Source organism: Prevotella lacticifex (assembly GCF_019973375.1).
GTDB lineage: Bacteria > Bacteroidota > Bacteroidia > Bacteroidales > Bacteroidaceae > Prevotella > Prevotella lacticifex.
In genome coordinates, this window is record NZ_BPTV01000002.1 from 175,111 (window position 1) to 199,344 (window position 24,234).

Consider the following 24,234-nt stretch of genomic DNA (forward strand, 5'->3'; position numbering starts at 1 on the left):
TTTAATTGGCTCTTTGGGCTTTTAAAGCATTAAACCACTTATGCACATTTTCTATATGCAATTTTTGACTTAGAACCAGCGAGTGTTGTTTCATACCGCCAACTTTATCTTTATGTGTACAAAGATAGTTGATCGCATCTACAATACTCTGCGTTTCATTCTTACAAAAAGCAGCATTCTGTTCATCACAATAATCTCTAATGCTACCAACATCTGTAACAATAAGTCCTAATCCCATAGCTAAAGACGTTGTTATAACATTGCTTCCAACAGTATCATCCATAATGTTAAGAGACAAATCTGCTTCGCCCATAAGGTCGCGCAACTCATTCTCAGGCAAGAAACCTTTTAGTTCCACATTAGGAATATCTTTGAACAAATCATCAACCTTTTTAAGCCCTCTGCAGATAACCCAATTTACATCTGTACATTTTCTTACCACATCAACCAACAGCGAATAATCTCTCTGCATCATACCCATAGAAATAATCGTTAGGCGATCACCAATAACCTTAGGCATTGAGGGGGCATGATAATAATCGGAATCAACGTAATGGAAGCCGGTGCTGAGCTTTGACGCCGGAACGTTCTTCTCAATAAAATATTGGGTGAGGGAGGTACCAAGAGTCAACATTACGTCAATGGGTTTCGACCATTCATATACAATATTCGGGGTCTTTTTGACTATTGACTGCTCAAAATAACTCTTCGTTAGATGAGACAAAGCATATATGCGGACAAACGGGAATTTTTTCCTAATGTACATCGCCAAACTATACTGAGGCTCATCAGGCAAAAGATACTCTAACAAGAATACCTCATCCCCTTCCTTCAACTTCTCGAACATGGGCTGGCATAATGACAAATAATTCTGCAAGCATGTGTGCTTTTTATAATACATGCCCTTGTAGTATCTATATTTCCCTATCAACTTTCGCTTAAGCCAGTTTCCTGAAATCGGCTTAGAAGACTTCGGACTATCCTTCACAAAAATCTCGTACTCCTCCGGCCACTTCTCCTTAAGCATCTCACACATGTGAACCATACCTGCATGATTGCCATGTGTACTCTGCCAATCTTGTACTATTAAATATTTCATTGTAATTGCTGTTTTAAGAAATTCATAGACTTTGTTTTCAAATGGATAATCTTACTATCAACATTTGGCCAATCTATGCTTGTTTTCATTTTTACATCAATATTCGCTCCTTCAACAACCATTCTATCCAAAAGTCCCAACATAGAAAGTAAGTTTGTAAATCTGTCCGCACCTCTATTTTTATTAACCACTACCAAAAATGGTTTATGAAAGATGATAGAGAATACCATCCCATGAAAAGAATCTGTAATAACAAATTCTGCATCTCTAATATCAGTTAACCATTCTTCTATGGAAATCAATGGTTCATTGCCTTTTTGAATATCAGAAATACCATATAGCTCTTTATCCAAATTTTGAGAAACCTCACTCAATATAGCATTTATCCGGTCATTCCTATCCAAGACATAATAGAAGATTTTTCCTTTTGACTCAGAAGCTTTTAAAGGAAGGACTTTTTGATAATCTTCAGCAGCTAAAAGCATTGTCGGATCTAAAACGACACCTTCCACATTAGCTTTCCAACCAAAAGTTGATACTACAGATAGTCCAGATTCTTCTCTTAAAGAAACAGCATCAAAAAGACCAATAAGCTTTTTGCAATGCTTTATCTGTTCATCAGAATACTCGGGCTTATCTGTTCCAAAAGAAGCTGCATAAGCAATTCTCTTCACATTCCATCCTTCTGTAAAATCAAGAAAATAGTTCTTTATATCTGGCACATAGATAGCTCGCCATACTTGATCGCTACCAACAATATATGCGTCGAATTTCCCTTCACAATACTTGCACAACTCCTCTTTACTATATAAATATGGAGTTTCAGGCGCAATGTATTGATTAACAAACTTCAACATATTTTTCCCTTTATGTCGAAATTCTGCTTCTACATCATAAAGAATTGGATGTTTCTTACAGCACAGAACTGTTTTTACTATACCCTTTAAGGCATACTTAATCTTAAAAGAACAAGAAACCTTAGGCTTATCATGCCTTCTCATAATCATTGTTGGCTCATGCCCCAACTGTCTTATAACAGTCATTAAAGCATAGGCTTGCAAGTAGCCGCCATAATTATTATTGAAAGGCAATGTTAATATTCCTATACGCATTTTAATTGATTATCTTCTTTGAAATAGGCTGCAACCATTTTACATACATAAATGTAAATATGAAAACACAACCAACCATCAGTAACATATATACAAGAGGATTAGAAGTAAGCATATATAAATTCTGTAATAATGCAAGTTGGAATAGATAAAAGCAAAGACTATTTACTCCAATATAGTTCAGCACAGATGACTTATAACGAACAAACCTGATTAAGAACAAAACAAAAAAGCAAAGCAATAACGCTGTAACAAATCTCCAATGCAAATCTTGCATCTTCCAAAAACATGGAACAAACAACATTGACAATAGAAGCTGTAACTTTGTATTAAGTCTTGATTTACAAAGTGCAACAATCATTCCCATCGGAAAACATTATACACTTGTATACCAAAAATCAGGCAAAAACTTGCTACTTATAACATAATATATCACTGACACGAAAGTTACCATTCCCACTTTACACCCTCTATTTACATTAAGTTTGAAGATTAAAAATGTAACAATATAAGTCAATACAATGACTTTGAAAAACCAAGTCGTTGTATGAGGTATTGTCAACGTTAGAAAGTCGATTAAATTGCCCCCCGAATTCATTATTTCGCATCATTGGAATTGAGGTCAACATATAAGCAACTATAAAGGCGCACCACATTTTCAGCAATCGCTTCCATAAATATGAGGCAGGAAGGATTTCCTTGAATGCCATAGAATGATAAAGGCCATATCCTGACATAAAAAAGAACAATCCCGTTCCTAAATATCCCCCAGGAGAAAGTAAAATACTAACATAAGGGATACAACAACCCATTTGTATTAGCTGGAACATATATGTGATGAAACAATATCAGCAACATACATAGTCCTCTTACCTCATAGGTATTGTTTTTACTACAAAATTTCGTATAACTCAGTACTCTCATTTCAAAATTTGCTTAAGTATTCTTTTTATTTTTAATTTACACCATTCTATAAAGGATAATGAATAACACTTTTGAATTGATTTTTCTACAGTCATACCTCTATTGAACATCCTAAAGAATCGTTTTCTAAAAGGATTATCAGGAATCATATCACCAAAACCAGGGTTGAACTGTTTGGCTATCTTTAAATCTGATTTCCAAGTTTCAAAGACTCAAATGTAGCATTTCCTCTCCCTGAATTAATCAGTACAAGACTACAACCTTTATCATCATCAAATGATGGATTAATGGTATTGATACTCCAAAAGTCTGCCAATGTCAAGTCGCTGTGGCTTTTATAGTTGACACCATACTCGGAGCAGAACTCCTTCAGATCCTTAGTCTCACTGCATAGCTGATACAGATCCTAGACTTCCTGATAATTGACTTTTTCTTTCGGCATAACTTTTCTGTTTTAAAGTTGATGCCGCAAAGGTAATATTTTTATGTGCCGGTGTCAAGGCGGAAAATAAGACGTTTACGGGAAATGCGCTTGATACATACTTACTATCTTGCTTTATAAATTGTTAGCGGCATCACTGGAGAGGAAAGAAGTTAATTCTTCAATTTCCTTGGGAAAGGTTAGACGATACTTGCGTATATTGGCTTTCAGTTACTTATCCAATCAAGGTAATCTTCATTAGATATTTTTTCCAACCTTTGTCTTTATCTCTGAAAGATATGGCTTTCACATTCATCTTTCTATCTATTATTGGAACTACCCCCGGCTTTTCCGGGTGATATGATGTTTCCTCTTTTTTAGAATTACCCCCCCCCTAAAAGATGGAGTAGGATAATCTTTGCCTTATGTCTGCACCAATAATAAAAATTTTTTATCCTCTGTTTTGTGCTTGGCCTCAATTCCTTATCAATAAGCTTGAGCAAATCTTTCGTGGAATCTAACTTATTGAAGAAGTCGGCTCTCTTAGGATGGGGTATTGCGCTCTTTTCAATGGCTGGATTAAACCTAAAAGCGTCTTCGTAAGTAGACTCTGTATAAGTTGTCTGAGAGAAATCCAACGCTTGCCGGCCTTTCTCAGTATGGACAATCAAGAGACTCGTCCCCTTGTCATCGTCCATATTGGGATGAACCTGATCTATTCCCCAATAATCTGCTAAGGTGATATCGCTCTTGCTCCGTTCACACTTTGCCTGACAATTATAGCATGACGGACGAAGAATCATATTGGAAAGGAAAGCTCGCATATAGTGGTTGTCACCGTTATACGAGCTAATTGTATAGGATTTGTCTGACTCGTTGTAGCTCAAATTGAAGTTGAAGCGCTTCCAGCCCTGGGGCTTGTCCCGGAACTTTATGTCAGAGATGGCACGCTGGCCAGCTTCTGAGACTTCATCAAGATACATTTTCCATACCTTAGGACTGGGCACGCCGTGGCATACAAAGTCAACGGCAAGCAGATTGTCGTAATCCTTACGTAAATAGTGTCTCAGTCCTGCTATCTGACAGGGAGTACCACTGAACAACACTTTACGTCCTTCTTGCAGATATTTCTTGGCAAGTGCGAGAGAACTGCCCATTTGCGCCTGCAGATATTTGCTGCCGCGGAAAGCAGCGAGGTCTTCAATGGTTTCGGTCGGAACTATTTCAACCTGCCAATCATCAGTGAACCTGGCACCGAAGACAATGCCGCCGTCTTTTATCACTTTCTCTGCCAGAATGGTGAACATACCGCCGGAGGAGCTATCTCTCCTTATCTCCTCGTTTTTATTGAGGGCTGCATAGACGCTCTGAGGCTTTTCTTCCTTTGATGGATTATGGAAGGGACAGACTCTTACACAGGCCTGACAATCTATGCAAATACTGGCATCTACCTTAGGATAGAGAAAGCCTTCGGCATCTTCTGCCATAGTGATGCATTGCTTGGGGCATACGGTCTTACAGGCTGTACATCCGCAGCACGCTTGGTTGCCATTATTTTCTATAAGATTATGAACGGTCATAACTGTTATTATTTGTGGAATTTATTATAAATGGCAACGATTCTTTCTTGAATCAATGACTTCTCGTCTTTACTTGTACCGATATAGTATGCTGCAGCTATGGTGCATATAACGCACAAAGCGCAAACAACGAAGAAGCTGAGTACGCTTATAGGCATCTCATTGTATACGATAGTAGGAATAATGGCTGCTACAACGGCAACGCCTATAATAGGAATAATTACTTTCCGTACGTATGTCGTCATGGGCAGACTGATAAGGTTCCGCATCATATATACTCGTGTCGCCTGGGTTATAACGGCAATACATCCGTGCACTATGTAGACACTCTCCGGATTGCCTCCGAGTTTCAATACGATGTATGCTATAGGAACGATGCACAATAGAAGTCCTCCGCAAACAGCCTGGTAAGTTTTTACCTTACCTGTTGCCTGATTGGCCACTATATAAGGATTTGCAAGTGTTTCTGTCAGCATGATAAATGCAATAAGGCGGAAGAACCATACCGTGTGGTCAGGGACGATGCCCAGCCATACATGAAGTATCTGATTGGCTTCCAATGATACAGGGAGAACTATCAGGAAAAGAAGGTAAAAACAGAACTTTGAACTGGTAAACATCAATTTGTGCATACGGTGGAGATTCTGTTGGGCGTATGACTTGGTAATCTGTGGATTAACTGCGGTCTGCACATTCGCCACAAAGCCCTGTATTACTCCTTGCACTTGAACGGCTATACCACGAGCAGCATTGACAGCTGGTCCAAAGAACATATTTAATAACATGTTTAATCCTTGTGTGAATAACACATATGCAATGTTGCCCCAAAGGCTCCAGCCAGCAAAACTGGACATTTCCTTAAATAATGGTTTGTCTACTTTTAAAGAGAAGTTAACCTCTGAGAAGTGTTTCTTGCAGTAAAGGTTATATATAAACCTATCTAACAGATTCACACAAAGAAACAAAGCAGAGTAAGTAATCAACTTATCAAAAGGGGAAATGACAAGCATATATACAATAACCAACTTTAGTACAGCATCCATTATTGAAATATATGCAAATGCCCCCATGCGCTCATGAGCTATTATGTCAGCATTATAGGGTAGGCTAATAATTCCCACCATACATGCTATGATAGAGAATTGATAAACCCACATTGCGGCTGTCATTCGATCTTCTGGAATAACCAGCTTTTCGAGAACAAACCACAAGCCCACAGTTTCTGCAAGTATGAAGATAGCCAAGGCTATCATTATATGTATCTGCATGGCTGTGCGGAAGGTCGTCTTCAGATGTTCTTCATTACCTTTTGCTATGTCAACATTCAAATACCGTTGTGTAGCGCTGGCCATTGCTCCGTTCAAGAAGCTAAACATGGAAACAACGCCACCAACAACATTATTGATACCATAGTCAGTAACGCCCAGTGTCTGTAATATGACACGAGATGTGAACAGAGATACTGCCATGGTAAAGAACATGCGGATGTATAACATCACGGTGTTCTTGGCTATGCGCTTGTTATTAGAATTCATATTGTTGGTTGGAATGACGAAACTGAAAACTACAGACTGTTATAGTACTTTATCAGCTCAAAGTCAACAATTTCTAGAATCTTATTCATTTGTTTCAACTCTTCATCTTCCTTGGTGTGGCATAAGTTTAAAGAAGGACTCAAAATTTCTCCATGAAACATTTTATTCCTTTTATAGCTTGCCATGGTACCACAGAGAATTGCCAGCAAGTCAGAGTCTTTGACTATATTCCATGGTTGATATAAATTGAGATGATTCAAGATGTCATTATATACATTGTAATACTTAAGTATCTTCTGTCTATATACCAATGTCTCTCTTAGCATATTCAAGACTCTTGCATCCTTATAAGGAAGGACAAGTTCATCCCTATAATTCTCATAAGGAGTTTTTTTCCTTCCATATTGACTATAATTGTTGAGTATCATCAACCGCCATGAAAAATTATTCCTAAACTCCGAATTCGTCATTCGTTTAACAACATTGCAACTTTGTTGAAATAGTGCTTCATTTGTCCGTATGAATTCTCGCATGGATTTAAGTACATCCTTTTCATTGGGTCGCGAATTACTACCTTTGTAACTTTTGAAACAGAGCTGTTCAAAGCATCGCCAAAGACTTTCAAACTTTGAATATGTATTTTTTTCTGAAATTCCAGTAAGCCAATACGAAAGAATGACTCCATAAAGATCAAATTCCAACTTTATATGATTTATCAGATCATTAGCATTAAAAGCCTGGTCACTTTGCCAATGTAAGTTTCTCAATGGCTCGTTTAAAGGGGAGTAAGATTCTATGTATTTACCGTTTTCCACGCCATCTTTTATCACCGTTATCTCCTTAATACCAGGGTTTGACAGGTTGGATGCATAATATAATAATACCTGCTTAAGGATTTGCTTGTGCAAAGTGCCAGAATTATCCTTGACAATACTTTCAGGAGAAGTGTCATTACTTCTTATTGCAGTTAACCTTATAAATGTAGAGTGAATTTCAACACGGTCTACCTTTGGAGCTGTATGCCCAACTCTAGTCTGTGTATAAGGCATTTCCAAGATTTGACCATTCAAGTTGTTTCCTCTCTTGGTAGTTATTGTCACTACATATTTATATTGTCTCTTTGCCATTGGAAATTTCATCTTTTAAGTCTGAGATAATTCTTTGGACATCGTCCTCCGTCAAATTCTCTTTTTGAATCTCCATACCTTTCATGTATATAGTCTCAGATATTGGTTGTAGTTTCAACGCTTCCCAATTCTGGGGGTGAGCCGTTATATAAGACTTGTCATCATCGGACAGCCCATCAAAAGTAACATTGTGAAAGCAGAACTGCAAACCATATATATTGATGTAAATACATTTTTCCGCCTTGTCCCAGTATATAGCATCAAAGAACTCTCTATGTCCAGCCTCGAATACAGCTTTTACCAATTCATATACTTTCGGTTTTATCTGCCAATATTTGATAACTCCCTTGTATACATCTTTCTTTACTAGTGCATTCAGCCTGTTCAATGCTGCAAACTTTAAGAAGCACTCACGCTTAGATTGGGGTCTCGTCTTTGTTATGTCTAATATTACTTTGATTTCGTCTACCATGCTTTTTGTTTTTTTCTATATTACAGAGAACTTATATCTTCTCTATGTGATACAGAATTTAGAGCTTTTTCCAATTTATCCAACAGTGAATAAGCAAATTCTATTTCTTTAGATGAAACAGGAGGTAAGCCGGCATGACCATGAGAGGTTTGGTGTAAAGCTACTTTTTGCATTAGCCTTAGTTCAACAAGAATTGGTCGAATTCGCTTAAGGAAATCGTTTTTCCGAAAATCCTCTATCTTGTTCTTTAGTCTCAATGCCAAATGATCATATACTCCATTGGTCACATTTGCATATATCTCATCTATTAAATTGTAAATGTCTTTACACTTGTGATTAGCTAACACATCCATCGAAAGATAGACTTGCTTATTCGGACTACACAATCTATCCAGCAAACTTCTTGATTCTTGGAGTTCACCAACATTATTAATATTTGCAAGTTGGTATACTATCACTTCAAATCTTCTTCTCAGTTCGTTACCCACTTCAGTGTCCGTCAAATGTTTATCTTCCGCTTCTTTTTTTATATCTGCGGTAGTTTTTTCATCTGACTTAATCAGTTCGAGAGAACCAGATATTTTGCATAATTGATAGTATAACCATGGCTTATCCGTATTCACAATATTATTTGCAATATATCTGAATAGATTAAAGAAGCCTATATTGTGTGTAAAGACTATCTTCTGCATTCCTTTTGTCCTTTTTAGTAAGAATTTCATCATGAAAGTCCTATTAGTCTGGTCAAGGCTATTGAAACAATCATCAAGGACAAGTAGGGCTTTCTGATTGTCATTTCTGAAAAGTGTGATGCATTCAATTAATATAATGAATTTTACTATGTGCAAAATCGATTCATTGAAATAATTGTTCAAATTGCTGTACTTTGGGACGTTTTGGCTATCACTGGACAAAGAGCATCTACCTTCATTATCCATTTTGTTTAGGTGGACATCACCACACATAAAGTCCTCATTCAGGTCTTTGTTAGTTTGTTCTACTATCCAATCTACCAAATCTTTGAATAACCAGGGATGATTCTTATCAGCTGTCGTATAGTATGCATTATTTACTAAATCAAGAATTTTCAAGTCATCGGAGTTGTCAAGATTGTCGTATGAAATCATAAAAACTTTTTCAGAGCCTACGTTATGAAGGCAGTAATTAACCTCATCTATTGACAAACTAATAGCTTCAGTCATATTATGCTTGTAATCGTCTATTACTCTCTTTGTTTCCTCGTCTCTTTGCTCTTCCACCACATTAGCCCTTATCCTCTCTGATAGTATCCTGCCGCGAAAGTAGAACAATTTTATAGCTTCAAATATAGAAGTCTTACCGATACCGTTCTCTCCATACACAAGCATATTATTATTGTCAAGACTCATTTCAAAGGCCTTTCCAGCTTCAAATGCCTTGAAGTTTTCAATCTTTAATGTATTCATGATTCGATATCTTTAAAGAAAGCCATCAATGCGTTCTTCAATCTCTTTTCACGTTTACAGAATCGTGCATACTGATATATAACCCCTTCAGCGAAAATGCTTCTCACATCCTTTAATTCTGATTTTGAATAGTATGTTGCCTTTGCGGGTATATTCAACGTTTTCTTGGGCATATCCAGGACGACTATATTCGCGATATTATTTTTTATATCCTCCACATCTACATTTTTCCAATCATCATCAAGATATTTGGAATCGCGGCTGAACACTATTTTGTCGAAGAAGATATTTTCTTCGTATGAATCCTTGTACAATAGATAATGAGCAAGAAGGGCATAACCATTCCTTAAAAAACCAAGATGATTAAAGTACTCAGGCTCTATATCACTACAGTCATATTTAGGTATATTTTGGTGATTGGCTACTAATTTATTAATCCTGTATGTCTCATATTTGACTTGTAATGTAGCACCACGATAATAGTAATAACGTACAATGGCACGAAGGAATCTTTCCAACTTGAATTTGTCTTCAAAACCTTCAACAAATAAATAGTTTACTAGGGCATATCTAGGATATTGATTTGTATACTGACCTAAGAGTTGGACATACCTTGCTATTTTCTTATCCATTTTGCTTGGCGCACTCATCCACTGAAGAATATTGGTTATATTGGATAGGTCATCTACAATGTTTTTGTATGGTTTAACACTTAATGCTGAATTACTATCCTTTGTAAGGTATTCTCTTAAACTTCCTTCATTAGTTGTTTGCCCTTCCTCAGCACGGAGGATATGGTAGTAGTAACGAAAAAGTTCATCAACTGTCATGTGCAGTTCTGAACATACCGAGTTGAAGTCAAGCCATTGTTCTATAAACTCGTTCTCTTTGCCGTCTTGTTTGGCGGATTTGTATAGACGTGCCTTGAAAATATCAGAATCCTCAAGCAATTGGCCACGATTATTTAGTGTTTCGAATATGGCCAGGGCTCTGTCACTTGCCTCATTTATATCATTACCACCCAGTTCGATAGGGAGCAAATATACTTTTTCAAGGAAATATTGGAGGAAATCCTCGCATTTTTTCTTATCATTACCAAGGTTCTCGTAGAATTCTTTCATCCATTTATAAAGATACAGAGCATTTGCTTCTATTCTGCTGGTTTTCTGTTCGCTAATATCACCTTTTGAATTTACTTTATCATTCCACTCTTTTTCAAAATCATCTTTTGTAAAAGATTTAACATCTTCTATGTTTTGTTGGTCATCATGTTCAAATACCTTGGAGTCTATGCGTGGCAATATGTTGTCAGAAAGTAAGGATTCAACCGTTAACAAACGGTTAATTCTAGACTTATTGGGATGAAGTACGGTTAGAACTTTGATCCATATCCAGAGAGTAATTAGCCGTTGCTGCCCATCAACTATATTTGGTCTTTTCCTTTCCTCCTGTCCACGAGCCATTATTATATTGCCAACAAAATAGTCTTCATTGTCTAGGAAATGTGAAGTTATATCGGAATATAGCTGATATGTAGTATCCTTATTCCAAGAGTATGGTCTCTGGTACTCTGGAATAACATATATATCCTCTCCACTATTAAAGAGGTCAGTTATATTTTTTTGTTCAGCGCGTAATGATAAAGCCATAATTTAATTTAACTTTTGATTGCTATGGTAAAAGGCCTGTTATACAATATGTAAACGTCCAATTGTTGCTTATCAGCTTTAAACAGAGTACTTTCGAGTACCCCGTTTTATGCTGGGCTGAGTAAGATTTAAGACTTGTTAATCAATAGCGAGTCTTCATAGCCGTTGGCTGTAGTGCACAGTTAGCAATTAGCAGGTAGCAGTCTTCATAGAACTTTGAAATAAAGGCTCTCCTCCGTCCTTCATAAAAGGGAGGAAGAAAAGCCCTACGCCATCATTCCTATTTAGAAACTTGTACAGCTCTGACTCTCTCATGCTGGTTGCGGTACCATCTGTCAAAGGTTCGATAGTTGATTTCATTGTTGATACAATACTGTTCCAAGCTAAAGCCTTTGCCCTCCGCCTTATAGAGGAAGAGCAGCTGTTCATAATCTGATGTTCTCTCCATAAATTGTATGAATTTAAGTCGAGGACAGCGTAAACAGATTTTAAGGCTTTAAGCAATACGTCATTTTTGGACGCTTACGTTCCATTTGGTACTGCCTCTGTTGATACTTTCCATAAAGTTTCTTGTAATTTGTACTTGTTGCCAAAAATCTTTATTTAGAGTATTTGGCACAAAGCAATCACATTCTTCTAAATCACTGTAATTGAATGGTTACTACAAAACTTGTCTTATGAGTGTTTGTATTTATATCACTAGTGTCCACTTAAATCCTTTAACATTCGCTTAAACTGCCCTTAGGTCAGACATTTACAAGCATATACTTTACGTGTACTTTTCAATTTTGTACCTTTGCATGGCTATAGTCAAAAGTTACAAATTGTAAGTACATCGTAAAATATGCACAAAGGTCAGTTCATCTTCACTCAGGTCTGCAAGTTCTTGCCCAAACGAGCTTTTGATTGTCTTGTAAATAAATATGATGGCAATAAGTGGGTAAAGTCATTCACTTGTTGGAATCATCTCCTTGTTTTGATATACGGTCAACTCTCCAATAGAGAAAGTCTAAGAGACTTGGTGACATCACTCGCTCCCTTTCGTAATATGTTTCATCACCTCGGGTTTGGAGCCAACGTAACGAGGAGCAACTTGTCCAAAGCTAACGAGCAACGCGACCCAAGAATATTTGAGGAGTATGCACTCAAACTTATATCAATAGCAAGAGAGAAACGCACAGGCTTAAAGGACTTCTTCATTAGCAACAATGTGTATGCGTTTGATTCTACCACTATATCTTTATGTTTGTCTGTGTTTTGGTGGACGAAGCTTCATCACGGAAAAAGTGGCGTAAAGGTACATACACTATTTGATGTCAAGAACAGCATTCCTTCGTTTGCCATAATCACTGGCGCGGAAATACACGACTCGCAAGTCATGGATCAGATTCCATATGAGGTGGACAGTTTTTATATCTTTGACCGTGCATACATGGACACAAAGCAATTATATGCCATTGACAAGGTTGGGGCATTCTTCGTTGTGAGAGAAAAACAAAGGATGGTTTACGAAGTAGTAGAAGATAAGCGATACAACAATCCTAAGACGGGGGTCATGTCAGACACTTTGATTAAGCTTACCGGTCAAAAGACCAAGAAGCAATATTCTAAGCCATTGCGGAGAATCGTATTCTATGACAAAGAAAAGAACCGTACCTTCGTTTTTTACACGAACAACATTGAGGTGTCAGCGGAAGACGTAGCCCTGCTGTACAAATACAGATGGAGCGTTGAGCTCTTCTTCAAATGGATGAAGCAGCATCTACGCATAAAGGAATTCTATGGCACGACAGAGAATGCAGTAAAAATTCAAGTATACGCAGCTATCACAACCTATTGCCTTGTGTCTATCATAGAGACAGAAATGGCTGAGGAAATGACAACATACGAGGTACTAAGAGTCTTGTCGACTTCACTACTGATAAAGATGCCACTGAGACAGCTGTTAAGCAGTTGTCAAGAAGAATTACTTCTTGAAAATAAACGTGAGATAATTAACACCAACAAATATATTCAGTTAGAAATACCCTTCGACGAATGGTAAGTTACAATCAGTAAGCAAAGCCGAATGTTAAAGGATTTAAGTGGACACTAGTGTATTTATATATTGTTCAATTTCTAAAACTTTCATTGGACAATCCAAACGAAAAAATACTTTGAACAACATTCATCAACCTTGTAACAAGATTTATCGCACTCGTAATATCAGTATCATTTACTGTAATTGAAGGATCTCCATGAGCCAAACCGTTTCTATTTCTCAAGAGGAAATTGTTAAGGTCATTTTTTAGAGAATATTCATTATTGTCTATATGGTCAGGAATTTTCTGCAAATTTAAATTTTCCAAGATAGCATTTACAACCTCAAATCCTAAATTACTTTCAGTATTTACATCTGATTTAAGATTTACAGTTCCTAAATTTCTAAAATAGGTCTGTAGCTTTTTTAAAAAAGAATGTTTTTGGCTCTGTTTTGAAGGGTATTCTTTTAATTGTCTAAAATTTTTCTCAATATCTCTTACATAATAGTTTTGGTGCAAATCATCTAATTTCAAGCCTAATTTATTTACTTCTCTAAAATATATAGAAACAGTATTAACAAAGAATCCTTCCCACTCAGCATAGATCATAGGATAAGCACATCTTCTCCAAGTACTTTTGTCTTTATCTCTAAAAGGATAACGAGTAGGCATTGTGTGGATTCTTGAGAGATGCTCTATTCGTTCATTAATATCTGCTTGAACTTCAGAATTAAATAAAGAAACATCCATTAGAAAATTTCTTTTGCAACCTTTAACCTATTTAAAATCCTTACTCGTTGATTATTTCCACCACGCCGAGAGAAACGCATAAAGTTTTGATCAGTTAATAACTTTGTATCTATTATTTTCATAATGTCCTTAGAGTTCATTTGACGATACTTTTCTATATTTGTAGCAATGCCATAAGTAATTGCATCATATAACGATGTGGCGAAGTCTCCGTTAGAGCGTTTAAAAATATTGGTACGTAATTTGGAAATTATATCGAAGAGATCCTTGAATAATTTCCTATTAGTATCATAATCATAATTTCCATTTTTCAATGCACGTTCCATAAATTTTGTCATATGCTGAGAAATGCTCGTCTTTATAGAAGGGTCTCCATAAAGAGAAAGAAATCTCAAAACCAATTCTTCATTGAAGAGGTTTTCTACCATAGCAGTTGGCAGATTTACAGACTTTACAAAACTTGGATAAGCAGCAAGTTCTTTTAGGAAGTCGTTAAACTTTGGAGATATATCCCTAAATACACAATTTCGGATTTCTTGTTCTGTTAAAGGCGTACCACCCGTGTTTAATCTATTAAAGAGTTCATACCGCATGTCATAGTTGCTATTCCATTTTAGTATCTCAACTCTGCATACAGCTCTCTTAAGGACAAGCCTAAATTTCAAAGGCAAAGTTGCATACGTAAAACCCTTAATAGCCTGTACCCGACTACCTTCTTGAAGAGCCCAATTATTTGTCTTCTTTATACCTTGATCTTCTGATTTTAAGACACCCGCAAACGACAGAAAAGTTGAAAGTCTCTGCAACCCATCTACCAACTCCCATACACCTTCATTATTTGTTGCTACAAATATAGGAGGTATAGGTATACCTAATAGTAGCGATTCTATAAACTTAGTTTTCTGCTCTTCAGACCATCTGAAGAATCTTTGGAAAGCCGGTTTTATTATGATTTCACCGTTTTCATACATACTTAGCAATTCTCCGAAAGAGACATCAAGCCTTTCTGTATGAAGTAAATTGCTTTGCTTTTCTATTTCAGATTCAAGCTGTTTTACACTGTTTGACATATATTCTTAACCTTTAAAATCTAACATTAGTTGATTTCCTCTATCAAAAGTGCCTTTAGGAGCATAAAAGACACCAATAACCAAGAATGGATTGGGTGATTTCATATTTTGCCATTTGTAATTGGTTCCAACAAAAAACAACAAATCTTTCTTTGCAAATCCAAGATATTTTTCTCTAACTTTTTCGCAAGCTATTTCTTCACTTCTGTATTTGTCCCTGCAATTTCGGTATAACATACCTATCTCCCAATCCTCTATAAGTATTTCCCGTACTTTAGCATCATCAGTTGTAAACTTGTATCTAAATGTATATGGTATTTTTTCGGCAAATTTAAACTGATAAGAATAGTCATTAACGGGATTACTATTGAATAATTCTAATTGTTGCCTTTGACTTTTATATACTTTTTCCAAAGCATTTCGTTTCTCTATAAAATTATGAATATCTATTCTTTGATATGTAACATCCAAGATTTCTTTAGGTTTTAAAACTGCCAATGACAATTTGTTTTCTTTGGCTAAATCTATTAACTCTGACATATTAGTATAGATTTTTTTATTTTTCTTCACCAGTTCATATCTTAGATCCCAATTAACCTTATTGCTAAGATTTCCAACAATACGTAAAGTATCAATGTTTTTTATATGGAAACTTTCTGGTCTACTATCCTTCTTATTTTTTTCAAGGTCAACTTCAATCCACTGCCATTTCTTATATTTATTTACATCTTGGTCTGTAAGTAATCTATGGGGTACAGGGAAGATTCTAATCCATGAGCCATCTTCGCGAAAACCAGCTGTACAAACAGTCTCAAAATATTTATGAGACAAAGACGGATAGGTCATTACTGTTATTAGGACTTTTGTTTTCATAAAATTATAGGTTCATATTTATAATTTACATCAGGTAAACCCATTAACGCATTAGCGACTCTTGTTCTATGGCATTGCCTTGGATCTCTTTCAAAACATGCTAGACAGATTCGCTTCTCTTTATCTAATAATTTTCTGACATAAAGTAAAGAGTCCCAATTTTCTATAAGGGTTGTATTTTCATATATCTCAAAGAGTCTATCATAGTCTTCTTGAGAATTAAGTGTTTTACGATCTTCTGATTCTATTCCCAATTGCGGCACATGAATATATTGTACGCCAATTCCTTCAACAGCTTTTTTAAGTGTTGCTTTGGAAAAGCCATACTTCATACTGAAAGCATTCTTTCTAACATCGACCAAAACTTTAACGTCATTCGTTATAAGCTGTGTTAGATATTTTTCTAATGTTAATCCTTCATACCCAATTGTATACAGAATTGTTTCAGTCTTTTTATATCTATCTTTAAACGCCTGTACTCGTGCAAGTTCTTCAGAGTTTAAAAGTCTATACTTTATCTCACTATTTATAGCCGTAAAAGGCCAAGTACGATAAGTGTATGTTATAAGTTCATCTGAACTTAAAGTACCATATTTTTTAACGACTTTGTCTATTGCCATATTATCGAATAGACTAAGATTCTCTATTATTTCGCTATTTCTATGTATTAACTCATAGGAACATTCTGCGTGTTCTGGATGATTAATATATATATAGCCTCCTTTTGACAAAGATACTATATCTTTATTAGCCTCAAAGGAAAAACATCCATATCTATAGGGAACGAAATCGTATATTTTATTATCACTGATTCGAGTATATATGAATAGATATTTTTGAAGACATTTTGCAGTAATGTCTTTTCTCCCTAATTTCTCAATTAGTGCTAAGATTATTTTCTTTTTATAAGTAAGCATAAATTACATTCACCTTTCTTAATGGAGTCTCTTCCTTTGCAAAGTTAATAAGATTATCTTTTTAGACTCGTTTTAGAAACGTTGAATTCAAATTTTATTGTAAATATTCGTAAACGTCCAATTGTTGCTTATCAGCTTTAAACAGAGTACTTTCGAGTACCCCGTTTTATGCTAGGCTGAGTAAGATTTAAGACTTGCTAATCAATAGCGAGTTATCAATGTTACATCTGTGCGTAGTCTCGACAATCCTCCGGGAACTTCTTGAAGAAACTCTTAAGATACTTCAATGTCATCTCGCACAACTTATGTCAACCTTCGTATTGCTGAGAGAAGAGCCATCAACTCATGGCGTTGAGTGTTACCTCTTTGGATTGTTCTTACCTTTTTATGATCATTCCATCTTTTCTCGCAAGCCCACTAATTACTGCTCGCCAAAATCGGGGTTGTCGGCATTATCCCATATGAGGTAAGTGGGTAGGAACATTAATGGGTAAATGCCTGTTTCGATATAATTCAAATCTGCACATCCTAAATCTTTCATCACAGAGAGATTTGTGTCCAACTCACCACATATCTTCTTGTCGACCATGTCTTTGGAATACACTGTCTTCAGTTGCTCTGACAATTCCTCGAGGCCTGCATTGACAATAGCCTTAACGACATGGCTGACAACGTATTTGTCGCAGATATTTCCTGTAGGGTAATCAGAGATATAGACATCAAGGACTCTGCTGAAGATGCCAGACAACTCGTCATGCACCTTCTTGTTATAGGCTTCAGTCTTGGTCTCTGTATCACAACCCATCCTTGCCAATAGATCGGCTACAATTCGTTTTGAATAGTCAGTTAAACCTTCTTCCAATAAGAATTGCTCAAGTTGTTTTGGTTCATATTCAAAAACTATCGACAATATCGGCAATATGTACGTAAAGCCATTATAGTCAGGAAGGTTGAATCTGATTATGTCTTCCGACTGACGCAGCACTTCAAGTACTACATCAAAAGAAGAGAATGAGTATGAGGTCAAAAGGGTTATGAGGGTATTCCTTATGATGAAATGGTTGACAGTCGTATCTGACTCCAACTGCTCTGCACTTTTGCCCCATTGCTTGCCAAGCTCCCAAAGGATAAGTTGTTCTTCATCAGCACAGAATTCTTCTGTAGGAATGTCGAACAGGTGGTCAAACTCACGTCGGGTTATGTCCAAAGGGTCTTTTGAAAGTGTAGTAAACACCTCCTGATGTTTTATGTTTAGATCCTTCGGGTAGTCCTTACCTTTATATGTATATTCCACAATATCTTAATTATTCTGAAAGGATTTCTCTTTCAGCGTTATGTACTCCACCAATAACGTAATATGAACTTTTCTGTTAGTCCGGTATTTTCTCAAGAGCATATTTGGGAACGAAAGCGGTGGCTATCATACACACATTTTCTATTGTGACTACAACACGATTATTACGGTCGATACGAGCGACTTTACCAACTATGCCCTTGAATTTTCCATCAGTGATACGCACCATCTCATCATTCTTGAAAACCACATGTTTATTGGTTATTACCTCAACATGTTCGTCTTCAAGGCTTGTTAGGCGTATGAAATTAGACATTTTATTAAACGGTATCGTAAGAGGTGGGTTGTAACCCGTATTGGCTACATCAAAATGATTGTAGTAGAATGTCAAGTAGTTTAATTCTGGTACTTCATTGACAAACTTGTAAGCTCCTTCTTTGTTTGAATAGAGGAATACGAACTGTTGGACGAACGGCTTGAGCACCTTTTTAAGTTTACCATCCCGCTCTTCTCTGGTTCGATGAAGAGGGACATATGCAACACCCCCTAAAGAGCGTATAGCCTCTAAAGCCTTAATTTCACGACCGTATGTTGCACGTAACACATACCATTGATACCCTTCTTTAGGGGCATACTCTACCGACACCCCCAAAAGTAAATCCTTGACCTTAAAGGCCACATCATCACTCTTAGGAATTGAACCAATTCTTTCGTTGGTCTTTTTGGAATCAGTCTTCCCATCCCGAACTTCAGTATTCTTCAACACATCCATACCGGCATTTCTTATGTATTACATTTGACACGAAAAAGCGCGGAATCGTTCCGTTGTCCTCCATACGTGACGAGACTCTAGCATAGCCTATAATGGTAGAACGGACACAGCGTCGATAAACGCCTTCCTATATGTCAGACTGAAAGTCCCAACGAAATGCCATTGCTGGCACTTACATGCGTCTGAAGGTGAAGTCTTTTAAGACTTGCCAAACTCAGCACTGCGTGGAATGCTGTTCGTTAGCTCTATAGGAGAGCGAATCTCCAACCGAGGGTACAAACAGCCATTCAGTCGGTACAAAGGTAGCTCAAAAAAATGAATAGAACAAAATAAAGACGAGAAAAATTACCCACTAACCTAATATTTTTAATATTGATGTTATAAGTTTTATAATGCTACTTACGTGGCTGAATCAGAATTATGTCTGAGAATAGACGAAGTTGTCAAAAGTTTTTAATAACCACATATTATCACAAGTAGTTGATTTTCACAAGAAAACCGATTCGATTAGTGATAACCAACAAGTTAACAATACACTTTTTCGAATCACTTGTGATAACTTACTGTGAGTTTAGCAGGCTCTTTATCATTTCGTCTATCTCACGGTTCACTCGGGCAAAGTTACGGTTCAGCATGACTTCCTTCTGACGGGCATCCTTGAAAGCGTATATCTTAGGGAGGTCAACGTATTGAGCTTCTTCCTTCTTGATTTCTGCCATATTGAAGTTGGTCTTGCAAAAATACTTGGTGGTCTTGAACTCAGGGCTTTCCTCAAGGTTGATACCACTGAACGAGCTACGCTCCGTGGGTGTGAAGTCACGGGCAGCCTGTCCGGCGAGCCAGCCGGTGGCCATGTCGGCAATCTTGGCGGCAGGAACGAGGTTGTCCATCTTCTCGCTGATGGACGTGCTGACCTTTGAGTCATTGATAGTGATGGACTTCGATGTCTGCTTGGCCTTGCCGAAGACGTCATTCTGTGCCCATTCGAGGGTTTCCTTGTTGCGTGCCGCACCCATGAAGATATTGCCGCAGGTGGTAATGATCTTCTGCATGCCGTTCTTGCCGTAGTCGGCCTCCAACTGGGGAAGTTCCTGAAAACCGAGGGTGACAGCCACCTTGTTGCTTCGTGCCGTACCGATAAGGCGGTCTATCTTGTGAAAGTAGAGCGTGGGCAGCTCATCGACGATGATGCTCACGGGCAGGTTGCCCTTGCTGTTGATACGAGTGACGAGTCGGTTGAGGATGAGGGCGTTGAGCGAGCCGATGACCTGTTCCTTTTCGGGGTCGTTGGCGATGACAAGATAACTGGGACTTTTCCTGTCGGAGATTTTCAAGTCGAAGTCGTCGCCGGTGAACACCCAGTAAGCCTCTGGGGAAACAAGACGGGCAGCATTGACACGGAGCGTACCCACCATACCCTCCAACTGGTCGTTGGCCTTGTTCTTGTAGGCGGACTGGAACGGGGCCATCAAGGACATGATTTTGGGGTCGTCCATAAGAATATCAAATACCTCACTATAACTGCGGCCTAAAAAGCTGAGCACATGGGGCATGTCGGAGTACTCGCCCGTGATAGTGTCGGGCTCCACCTCGTTGCCGTTCTCGTCCTCGTACCAGCAACGTTCGATGCGTATCTCCTGCTTATTACCATTGAGATAGGTGAAGCCGTTCAAGTCGACAAACATGCCGTCAGCATCGGTGGAGACGTTGTTACTCTCCCTGTCGGTGAAGTCAAGGACCACGTTGCCGCGCTCGTCCAAAGCCTTATAGTCGCGCCACTTCCTTGTGACGAGTTTCAATTTTCTGCCGTCGTACTCGACATAGCGGGTGAGTTTCCTGCCGTTCTTGTAGCCTGTCGGGTGGAAGTTGACGAAGAAGTAGATGATGGCGGCTAGGAAGTTCTCGGCGGAGTTTTGGAAGAAGGCCTCTGAGCCGCCTTTCTTCTCGCCACCGCCTTTGTTGAGGGAGGACAGAAGGGTGGCTGCTGTCTCGGAAGCTGCTGCCAAGTCGGGAATATACTTCCGCTGGATGGGATTCACACGGTTGCTATATTCCACATCGGTAAAGTTGACGATGCGGAAGCCGCAGTTCTTGGGCAATGTTCCCTGCTTGCGGTTCTTGCAGTATTGATAGAAGAGATTGCGGGCCAGTGCCGGGAACTTATAGTCATAGACCATCATGGCAAAGCCTTTGGCACTGTGCTGGCGGATGAACGGGTCGATGATACCGAAGGACTTACCCGAGCCGGGTGTTCCCAGGACGATGGTGGCACGGAAGGGGTTGATGATGTTGATCCATCCGTGGTTCAGACGCTTCTTATAGTAGTAGACCATAGGGATATTGACACTGTACTCGTTCTCTTCCTTGTTCCGGCTCTGCTCGAAGCTCTCGTTTTCGAAGTTCCATTTATCGTCGCCGATCTTCATGCCCAAATATTTGGCAATGGCATCGAAGCCCTGGTGAATGAGCATCGTGCCTGTGACGGAACAGAGGACATAGAGACAGCGGTTGAGGGAATAACCGGCGAATGAGCCGTTGAGTGGCATATCATAGAAGATGAAGCACATAACGATCATCGATGCTCCGGCAAGGACGGGATAGAGCACCATCGTCTTGAGATTCCATTTCAGGCTCTTGCGTGCTCTCGTTCCGATGCAGGTAACGGTGATACAGATGAGTTCCATCACCTTGCAGGCAGCCACGGAGTCAAAGACCTTGAAGCGGTGGAAGAGCTCAAGGACAAAGGCGACCATTCGGTTGTCGGAGGTGATGGGCAGGTTCATCACAATCTCTATGATCAGTATCAGATAGATGCAAGAGCGGAACATACTGTACATCTGCTGTTGTTCACGGGTTTCTTCCATAAATAAGCCTTCCCAAGCCCCTCCGAATGGAGGGGATGTTGAAATGATTTATAGTTTATACTCAGCTATGCGCTGCGAATTATATTTACACAAAAATTAAAGGTATCGAATGAGCTTGCAAAACGGTCCCTTTTGGCTCGTAAAACGGCCTCTTTTGTCGGCTGAAAGAGGTCGTTTCGCAATGCTGTTTGGTATGTATTGCAAACTCACTGACTTACAATTACTTGCAAGGCTATATTTCCTAATGCCTATGTCTGAATTATCTTTACTATCTTGTTACACCTTTATATATAGGTATTCAGACATCCTCCCCCTTCGGGGAGGCTTGGAGAGGCTGAATCCTTTAATGCAGGTTTATCAGCAGTTCCGGTGCAAAGCTGTCAGCATTGAGGATGTCACGGTAGTTGATGTCGAGATAGCTGACACGGCCGCTTATCTGGTCCTCGGTAATTTCAAGGCGCAGCTTCTTCTCTTCGGGGAACGTGAGTTTCTTGAGGACGATTACATTGCGGTAGGACTTGGTGAAGTGGTCGGCATGGTTGACCATATACACCGGTGTGAGCTCGATGGTCTGCGAGTTCGTGGCCTTGAGCTCCTTTTTGTCCATCAGCTTCAGTCGAATCTCGGCGATGTCGTACTTGATGTTGCTCTTGTTCTGCAATGAGAAGTCGATGAAGAAGTAGTCGCCGACAGTGTAGATGTTGTTCACCTGCGCACGGATGCCGTACTGCTTGCCGTGCACACGGAAGCACTTGCGGCGGCTCGTGAATATGGACCAGCAGAGACGGGACATGTCTCCCTGCGTCATGCTCACCTCCGGGTTGGTGTAGTCGCGGATGTCGTCCTGTCCGACGGTATAGACGGAGTGGGCACGCTTTGGGGCTTTGGTGTAATAGACGGTGAACTGAGCGATGTGACGTTCGCCGATGACCGTCACCGTGCCCGCCAGTTCGTTGTCCATCAACGTGGACTTAGGCTTCAGCCGGACGATGTTGTCGGCGCACTGGTTGCCGACGAGCTTGTCGGTGGAGATGTCCACAAGCTTGATGTTCTCCGGCATGATGAGATGGGTGGTCACCTGGTCGTTGACGTAGATGACCGTTTTCTGTAGGTTGCTCTCGAAGATGCGGGCATCGTCCTCCGTGAGACGGTGGATGTAACGGACCTTTACTGTATCGGGCTGTGCAGCATGGGTGGTCATTGAAAGCGAGGGTCAGGGGGACAGGTACCGACGACCCTCAATGATTGTTAATATTCCGGATATTTATCGAATGTTCCCTCATCACAACATGTAAGAAAAAGGTCGTCTTCGGGCGTGGGTTCAGAGACAATGACTGATGACTGGAGCAATCGCTCATTGGCAGCAGAGGTCGCACGCTGGACTATTGAATAAGGTACGCCCGTTAGACGGGAAAGGGTGCGGGGACCGACTCCCTCCTCATGGACACAATAAAGGACATGCTTCTGCTGGGGACGGGAAAGAGCTTGAAACTGTGATGGGGTGTTCGCTCCACAGTAATATTCAATCATGTCCCATACCTGCTCATTGTTGTAACTCATAGCTTTTGGTTGTACGTAAGCATCGAGAAGACCGTCTTCTTCTTCCTCGTCCATTGGTTTTTCAATGAGGGCGGTGAGCTCGGATATGTCTATTCTCCTTAGGACGGTTTGGATGGAAGTGAAGGGTGGCTGGCTGATGCCGAGGTATTCACGCCAACTGCTCCAAGGATAGTCTTTGAGATCTGCCACAAGATGAGGCTTCATCGGATTCTGATGGATGTAACGTAGGAGGGTGAGGAAATAATCCCAACTCTCTACGGGCTGACTCTTGAAACGCTCCTGAAAGAGATGGCCTATGCGGTCGTATTTGTGATTATAATAATAAACGTATGAGGAGGCAATCCGCTTCATGGAGTCTCCAATAGGTTCGTCATTCTCTTGTATGAGCAGGTGGATATGGTTTCCCATAAGGCACCAGGCATAGATGAAGCAATGGCGGATTGCTGACTCTTGTTGGTCATCCTGTTCTTTTGGGAGCGGCATCGTGAGTTTGGAAGCAAGTTGCCCTCGCTTTTGTAGGTTGTGACTGACTGATGGTCGAGTATCAACCTGCCATCCACACAAATGCTGGAGGATATGAACGAAATGTTCGTAATCCTCTGAGCACTCAAAGATCTGCTGTTTGTTCACACCTCTTAGGATGGCGTGATAAACTTTGAAGTGAGAATGTTCTCTTGGCTGACGTGGCATGATGAATATCGCCTTTCAGTAGTTATATGGTGTATGGGTCAAGGTACCTGTCCCCCTGA

Annotated in this window: 18 protein-coding genes; 1 reads left to right on the forward strand and 17 read right to left on the reverse strand. The window is 39.2% G+C overall.

The features are described from left to right. Position 1: 1 nt before the first annotated feature. The 8 genes from LDN30_RS11170 to LDN30_RS11210 all read right to left on the reverse strand — a co-directional run bounded on the left by LDN30_RS11170 (position 2) and on the right by LDN30_RS11210 (position 11,364). Positions 2–1,099: a glycosyltransferase gene (locus LDN30_RS11170; RefSeq protein WP_223929533.1), complete on the reverse strand. Its 1,098-nt coding sequence runs from the start codon at positions 1,097–1,099 to the stop codon at positions 2–4. Further along, entirely contained in the window at positions 1,096–2,211 is a 1,116-nt protein-coding gene (locus LDN30_RS11175) for a polysaccharide pyruvyl transferase family protein (RefSeq protein WP_223929534.1), read from the reverse strand. Before LDN30_RS11175 ends, LDN30_RS11170 begins: the two co-directional genes overlap by 4 nt. 1,728 nt (positions 2,212–3,939) lie before the next feature. Further along, complete coding sequence (locus LDN30_RS11185; RefSeq protein WP_223929535.1) at positions 3,940–5,136, reverse strand: Coenzyme F420 hydrogenase/dehydrogenase, beta subunit C-terminal domain; 1,197 nt, start codon at positions 5,134–5,136, stop codon at positions 3,940–3,942. Between the two features lie 8 nt (positions 5,137–5,144). Beyond that, complete coding sequence (locus LDN30_RS11190) at positions 5,145–6,671, reverse strand: MATE family efflux transporter (protein ID WP_223929536.1); 1,527 nt, start codon at positions 6,669–6,671, stop codon at positions 5,145–5,147. 29 nt (positions 6,672–6,700) lie between these two features. Beyond that, a complete protein-coding gene (locus LDN30_RS11195; protein ID WP_223929537.1) occupies positions 6,701–7,798 on the reverse strand; it encodes a hypothetical protein in 1,098 nt (365 codons plus the stop codon). Beyond that, complete coding sequence (locus LDN30_RS11200; RefSeq protein ID WP_223929538.1) at positions 7,779–8,270, reverse strand: hypothetical protein; 492 nt, start codon at positions 8,268–8,270, stop codon at positions 7,779–7,781. Before LDN30_RS11200 ends, LDN30_RS11195 begins: the two co-directional genes overlap by 20 nt. Before the next feature lie 20 nt (positions 8,271–8,290). Further along, entirely contained in the window at positions 8,291–9,715 is a 1,425-nt protein-coding gene (locus LDN30_RS11205) for an AAA family ATPase (RefSeq protein WP_223929539.1), read from the reverse strand. Next, on the reverse strand, positions 9,712–11,364 hold the full coding sequence (locus LDN30_RS11210; protein ID WP_223929540.1) for a DUF262 domain-containing protein: 1,653 nt from the start codon (positions 11,362–11,364) through the stop codon (positions 9,712–9,714). The genes LDN30_RS11205 and LDN30_RS11210 overlap by 4 nt, the downstream gene beginning before the upstream one ends. A gap of 844 nt (positions 11,365–12,208) precedes the next feature. Between LDN30_RS11210 and LDN30_RS11215 the strand changes: the two genes are divergently transcribed. Further along, positions 12,209–13,408 (forward strand): IS4 family transposase, encoded by a 1,200-nt coding sequence (locus tag LDN30_RS11215; protein ID WP_223925691.1) that lies wholly within the window; start codon positions 12,209–12,211, stop codon positions 13,406–13,408. A 67-nt stretch (positions 13,409–13,475) separates the two neighbouring features. On the opposite strand, the gene LDN30_RS11220 is transcribed toward LDN30_RS11215, so the two are convergent. The 9 genes from LDN30_RS11220 to LDN30_RS11260 form a co-directional block, all read right to left on the reverse strand. Continuing rightward, on the reverse strand, positions 13,476–14,135 hold the full coding sequence (locus tag LDN30_RS11220) for an MAE_28990/MAE_18760 family HEPN-like nuclease (protein WP_223929541.1): 660 nt from the start codon (positions 14,133–14,135) through the stop codon (positions 13,476–13,478). Beyond that, complete coding sequence (locus LDN30_RS11225) at positions 14,135–15,205, reverse strand: DUF262 domain-containing protein (RefSeq protein ID WP_223929542.1); 1,071 nt, start codon at positions 15,203–15,205, stop codon at positions 14,135–14,137. Before LDN30_RS11225 ends, LDN30_RS11220 begins: the two co-directional genes overlap by 1 nt. Positions 15,206–15,211: 6 nt before the next feature. Beyond that, the gene (locus LDN30_RS11230; RefSeq protein ID WP_223929543.1) at positions 15,212–16,078 is read right to left on the reverse strand and encodes a DUF8758 domain-containing protein; all 867 of its coding nucleotides are present in this window, start codon (positions 16,076–16,078) and stop codon (positions 15,212–15,214) included. Continuing rightward, positions 16,075–16,995 (reverse strand): DUF488 domain-containing protein, encoded by a 921-nt coding sequence (locus tag LDN30_RS11235; RefSeq protein ID WP_223929544.1) that lies wholly within the window; start codon positions 16,993–16,995, stop codon positions 16,075–16,077. Before LDN30_RS11235 ends, LDN30_RS11230 begins: the two co-directional genes overlap by 4 nt. Before the next feature lie 421 nt (positions 16,996–17,416). After that, positions 17,417–18,289 carry a hypothetical protein gene (locus LDN30_RS11240; protein ID WP_223929545.1) on the reverse strand — a complete coding sequence of 291 codons (873 nt, stop codon included), beginning with the start codon at positions 18,287–18,289 and terminating at the stop codon, positions 17,417–17,419. 76 nt (positions 18,290–18,365) lie between these two features. Next, a complete protein-coding gene (locus tag LDN30_RS11245; protein ID WP_223929546.1) occupies positions 18,366–19,061 on the reverse strand; it encodes a UpxY family transcription antiterminator in 696 nt (231 codons plus the stop codon). Between the two features lie 560 nt (positions 19,062–19,621). After that, positions 19,622–21,925, reverse strand: a complete 2,304-nt coding sequence (locus tag LDN30_RS11250) for a type IV secretory system conjugative DNA transfer family protein (RefSeq protein WP_223929547.1) — start codon at positions 21,923–21,925, stop codon at positions 19,622–19,624. A gap of 343 nt (positions 21,926–22,268) precedes the next feature. Continuing rightward, positions 22,269–23,126: a conjugative transposon protein TraN gene (traN, locus tag LDN30_RS11255; protein WP_223929548.1), complete on the reverse strand. Its 858-nt coding sequence runs from the start codon at positions 23,124–23,126 to the stop codon at positions 22,269–22,271. A gap of 47 nt (positions 23,127–23,173) precedes the next feature. Next, on the reverse strand, positions 23,174–24,175 hold the full coding sequence (locus LDN30_RS11260; RefSeq protein ID WP_306421517.1) for a transposase: 1,002 nt from the start codon (positions 24,173–24,175) through the stop codon (positions 23,174–23,176). Between the last annotated feature and the right edge of the window lie 59 nt (positions 24,176–24,234).

Excerpts from the sequence above, each read along its gene's own strand:
- LDN30_RS11170 (WP_223929533.1), bottom strand. The coding sequence starts at position 1,099 with ATGAAATATTTAATAGTACAAGATTGGCAGAGTACACATGGCAATCAT.
- LDN30_RS11175 (WP_223929534.1), bottom strand. The coding sequence starts at position 2,211 with ATGCGTATAGGAATATTAACATTGCCTTTCAATAATAATTATGGCGGC.
- LDN30_RS11185 (WP_223929535.1), bottom strand. The coding sequence starts at position 5,136 with ATGACCGTTCATAATCTTATAGAAAATAATGGCAACCAAGCGTGCTGC.
- LDN30_RS11190 (WP_223929536.1), bottom strand. The coding sequence starts at position 6,671 with ATGAATTCTAATAACAAGCGCATAGCCAAGAACACCGTGATGTTATAC.
- LDN30_RS11195 (WP_223929537.1), bottom strand. The coding sequence starts at position 7,798 with ATGGCAAAGAGACAATATAAATATGTAGTGACAATAACTACCAAGAGA.
- LDN30_RS11200 (WP_223929538.1), bottom strand. The coding sequence starts at position 8,270 with ATGGTAGACGAAATCAAAGTAATATTAGACATAACAAAGACGAGACCC.
- LDN30_RS11205 (WP_223929539.1), bottom strand. The coding sequence starts at position 9,715 with ATGAATACATTAAAGATTGAAAACTTCAAGGCATTTGAAGCTGGAAAG.
- LDN30_RS11210 (WP_223929540.1), bottom strand. The coding sequence starts at position 11,364 with ATGGCTTTATCATTACGCGCTGAACAAAAAAATATAACTGACCTCTTT.
- LDN30_RS11215 (WP_223925691.1), top strand. The coding sequence starts at position 12,209 with ATGCACAAAGGTCAGTTCATCTTCACTCAGGTCTGCAAGTTCTTGCCC.
- LDN30_RS11220 (WP_223929541.1), bottom strand. The coding sequence starts at position 14,135 with ATGGATGTTTCTTTATTTAATTCTGAAGTTCAAGCAGATATTAATGAA.
- LDN30_RS11225 (WP_223929542.1), bottom strand. The coding sequence starts at position 15,205 with ATGTCAAACAGTGTAAAACAGCTTGAATCTGAAATAGAAAAGCAAAGC.
- LDN30_RS11230 (WP_223929543.1), bottom strand. The coding sequence starts at position 16,078 with ATGAAAACAAAAGTCCTAATAACAGTAATGACCTATCCGTCTTTGTCT.
- LDN30_RS11235 (WP_223929544.1), bottom strand. The coding sequence starts at position 16,995 with ATGCTTACTTATAAAAAGAAAATAATCTTAGCACTAATTGAGAAATTA.
- LDN30_RS11245 (WP_223929546.1), bottom strand. The coding sequence starts at position 19,061 with ATGGATGTGTTGAAGAATACTGAAGTTCGGGATGGGAAGACTGATTCC.
- LDN30_RS11250 (WP_223929547.1), bottom strand. The coding sequence starts at position 21,925 with ATGGAAGAAACCCGTGAACAACAGCAGATGTACAGTATGTTCCGCTCT.
- traN (WP_223929548.1), bottom strand. The coding sequence starts at position 23,126 with ATGACCACCCATGCTGCACAGCCCGATACAGTAAAGGTCCGTTACATC.
- LDN30_RS11260 (WP_306421517.1), bottom strand. The coding sequence starts at position 24,175 with ATGCCACGTCAGCCAAGAGAACATTCTCACTTCAAAGTTTATCACGCC.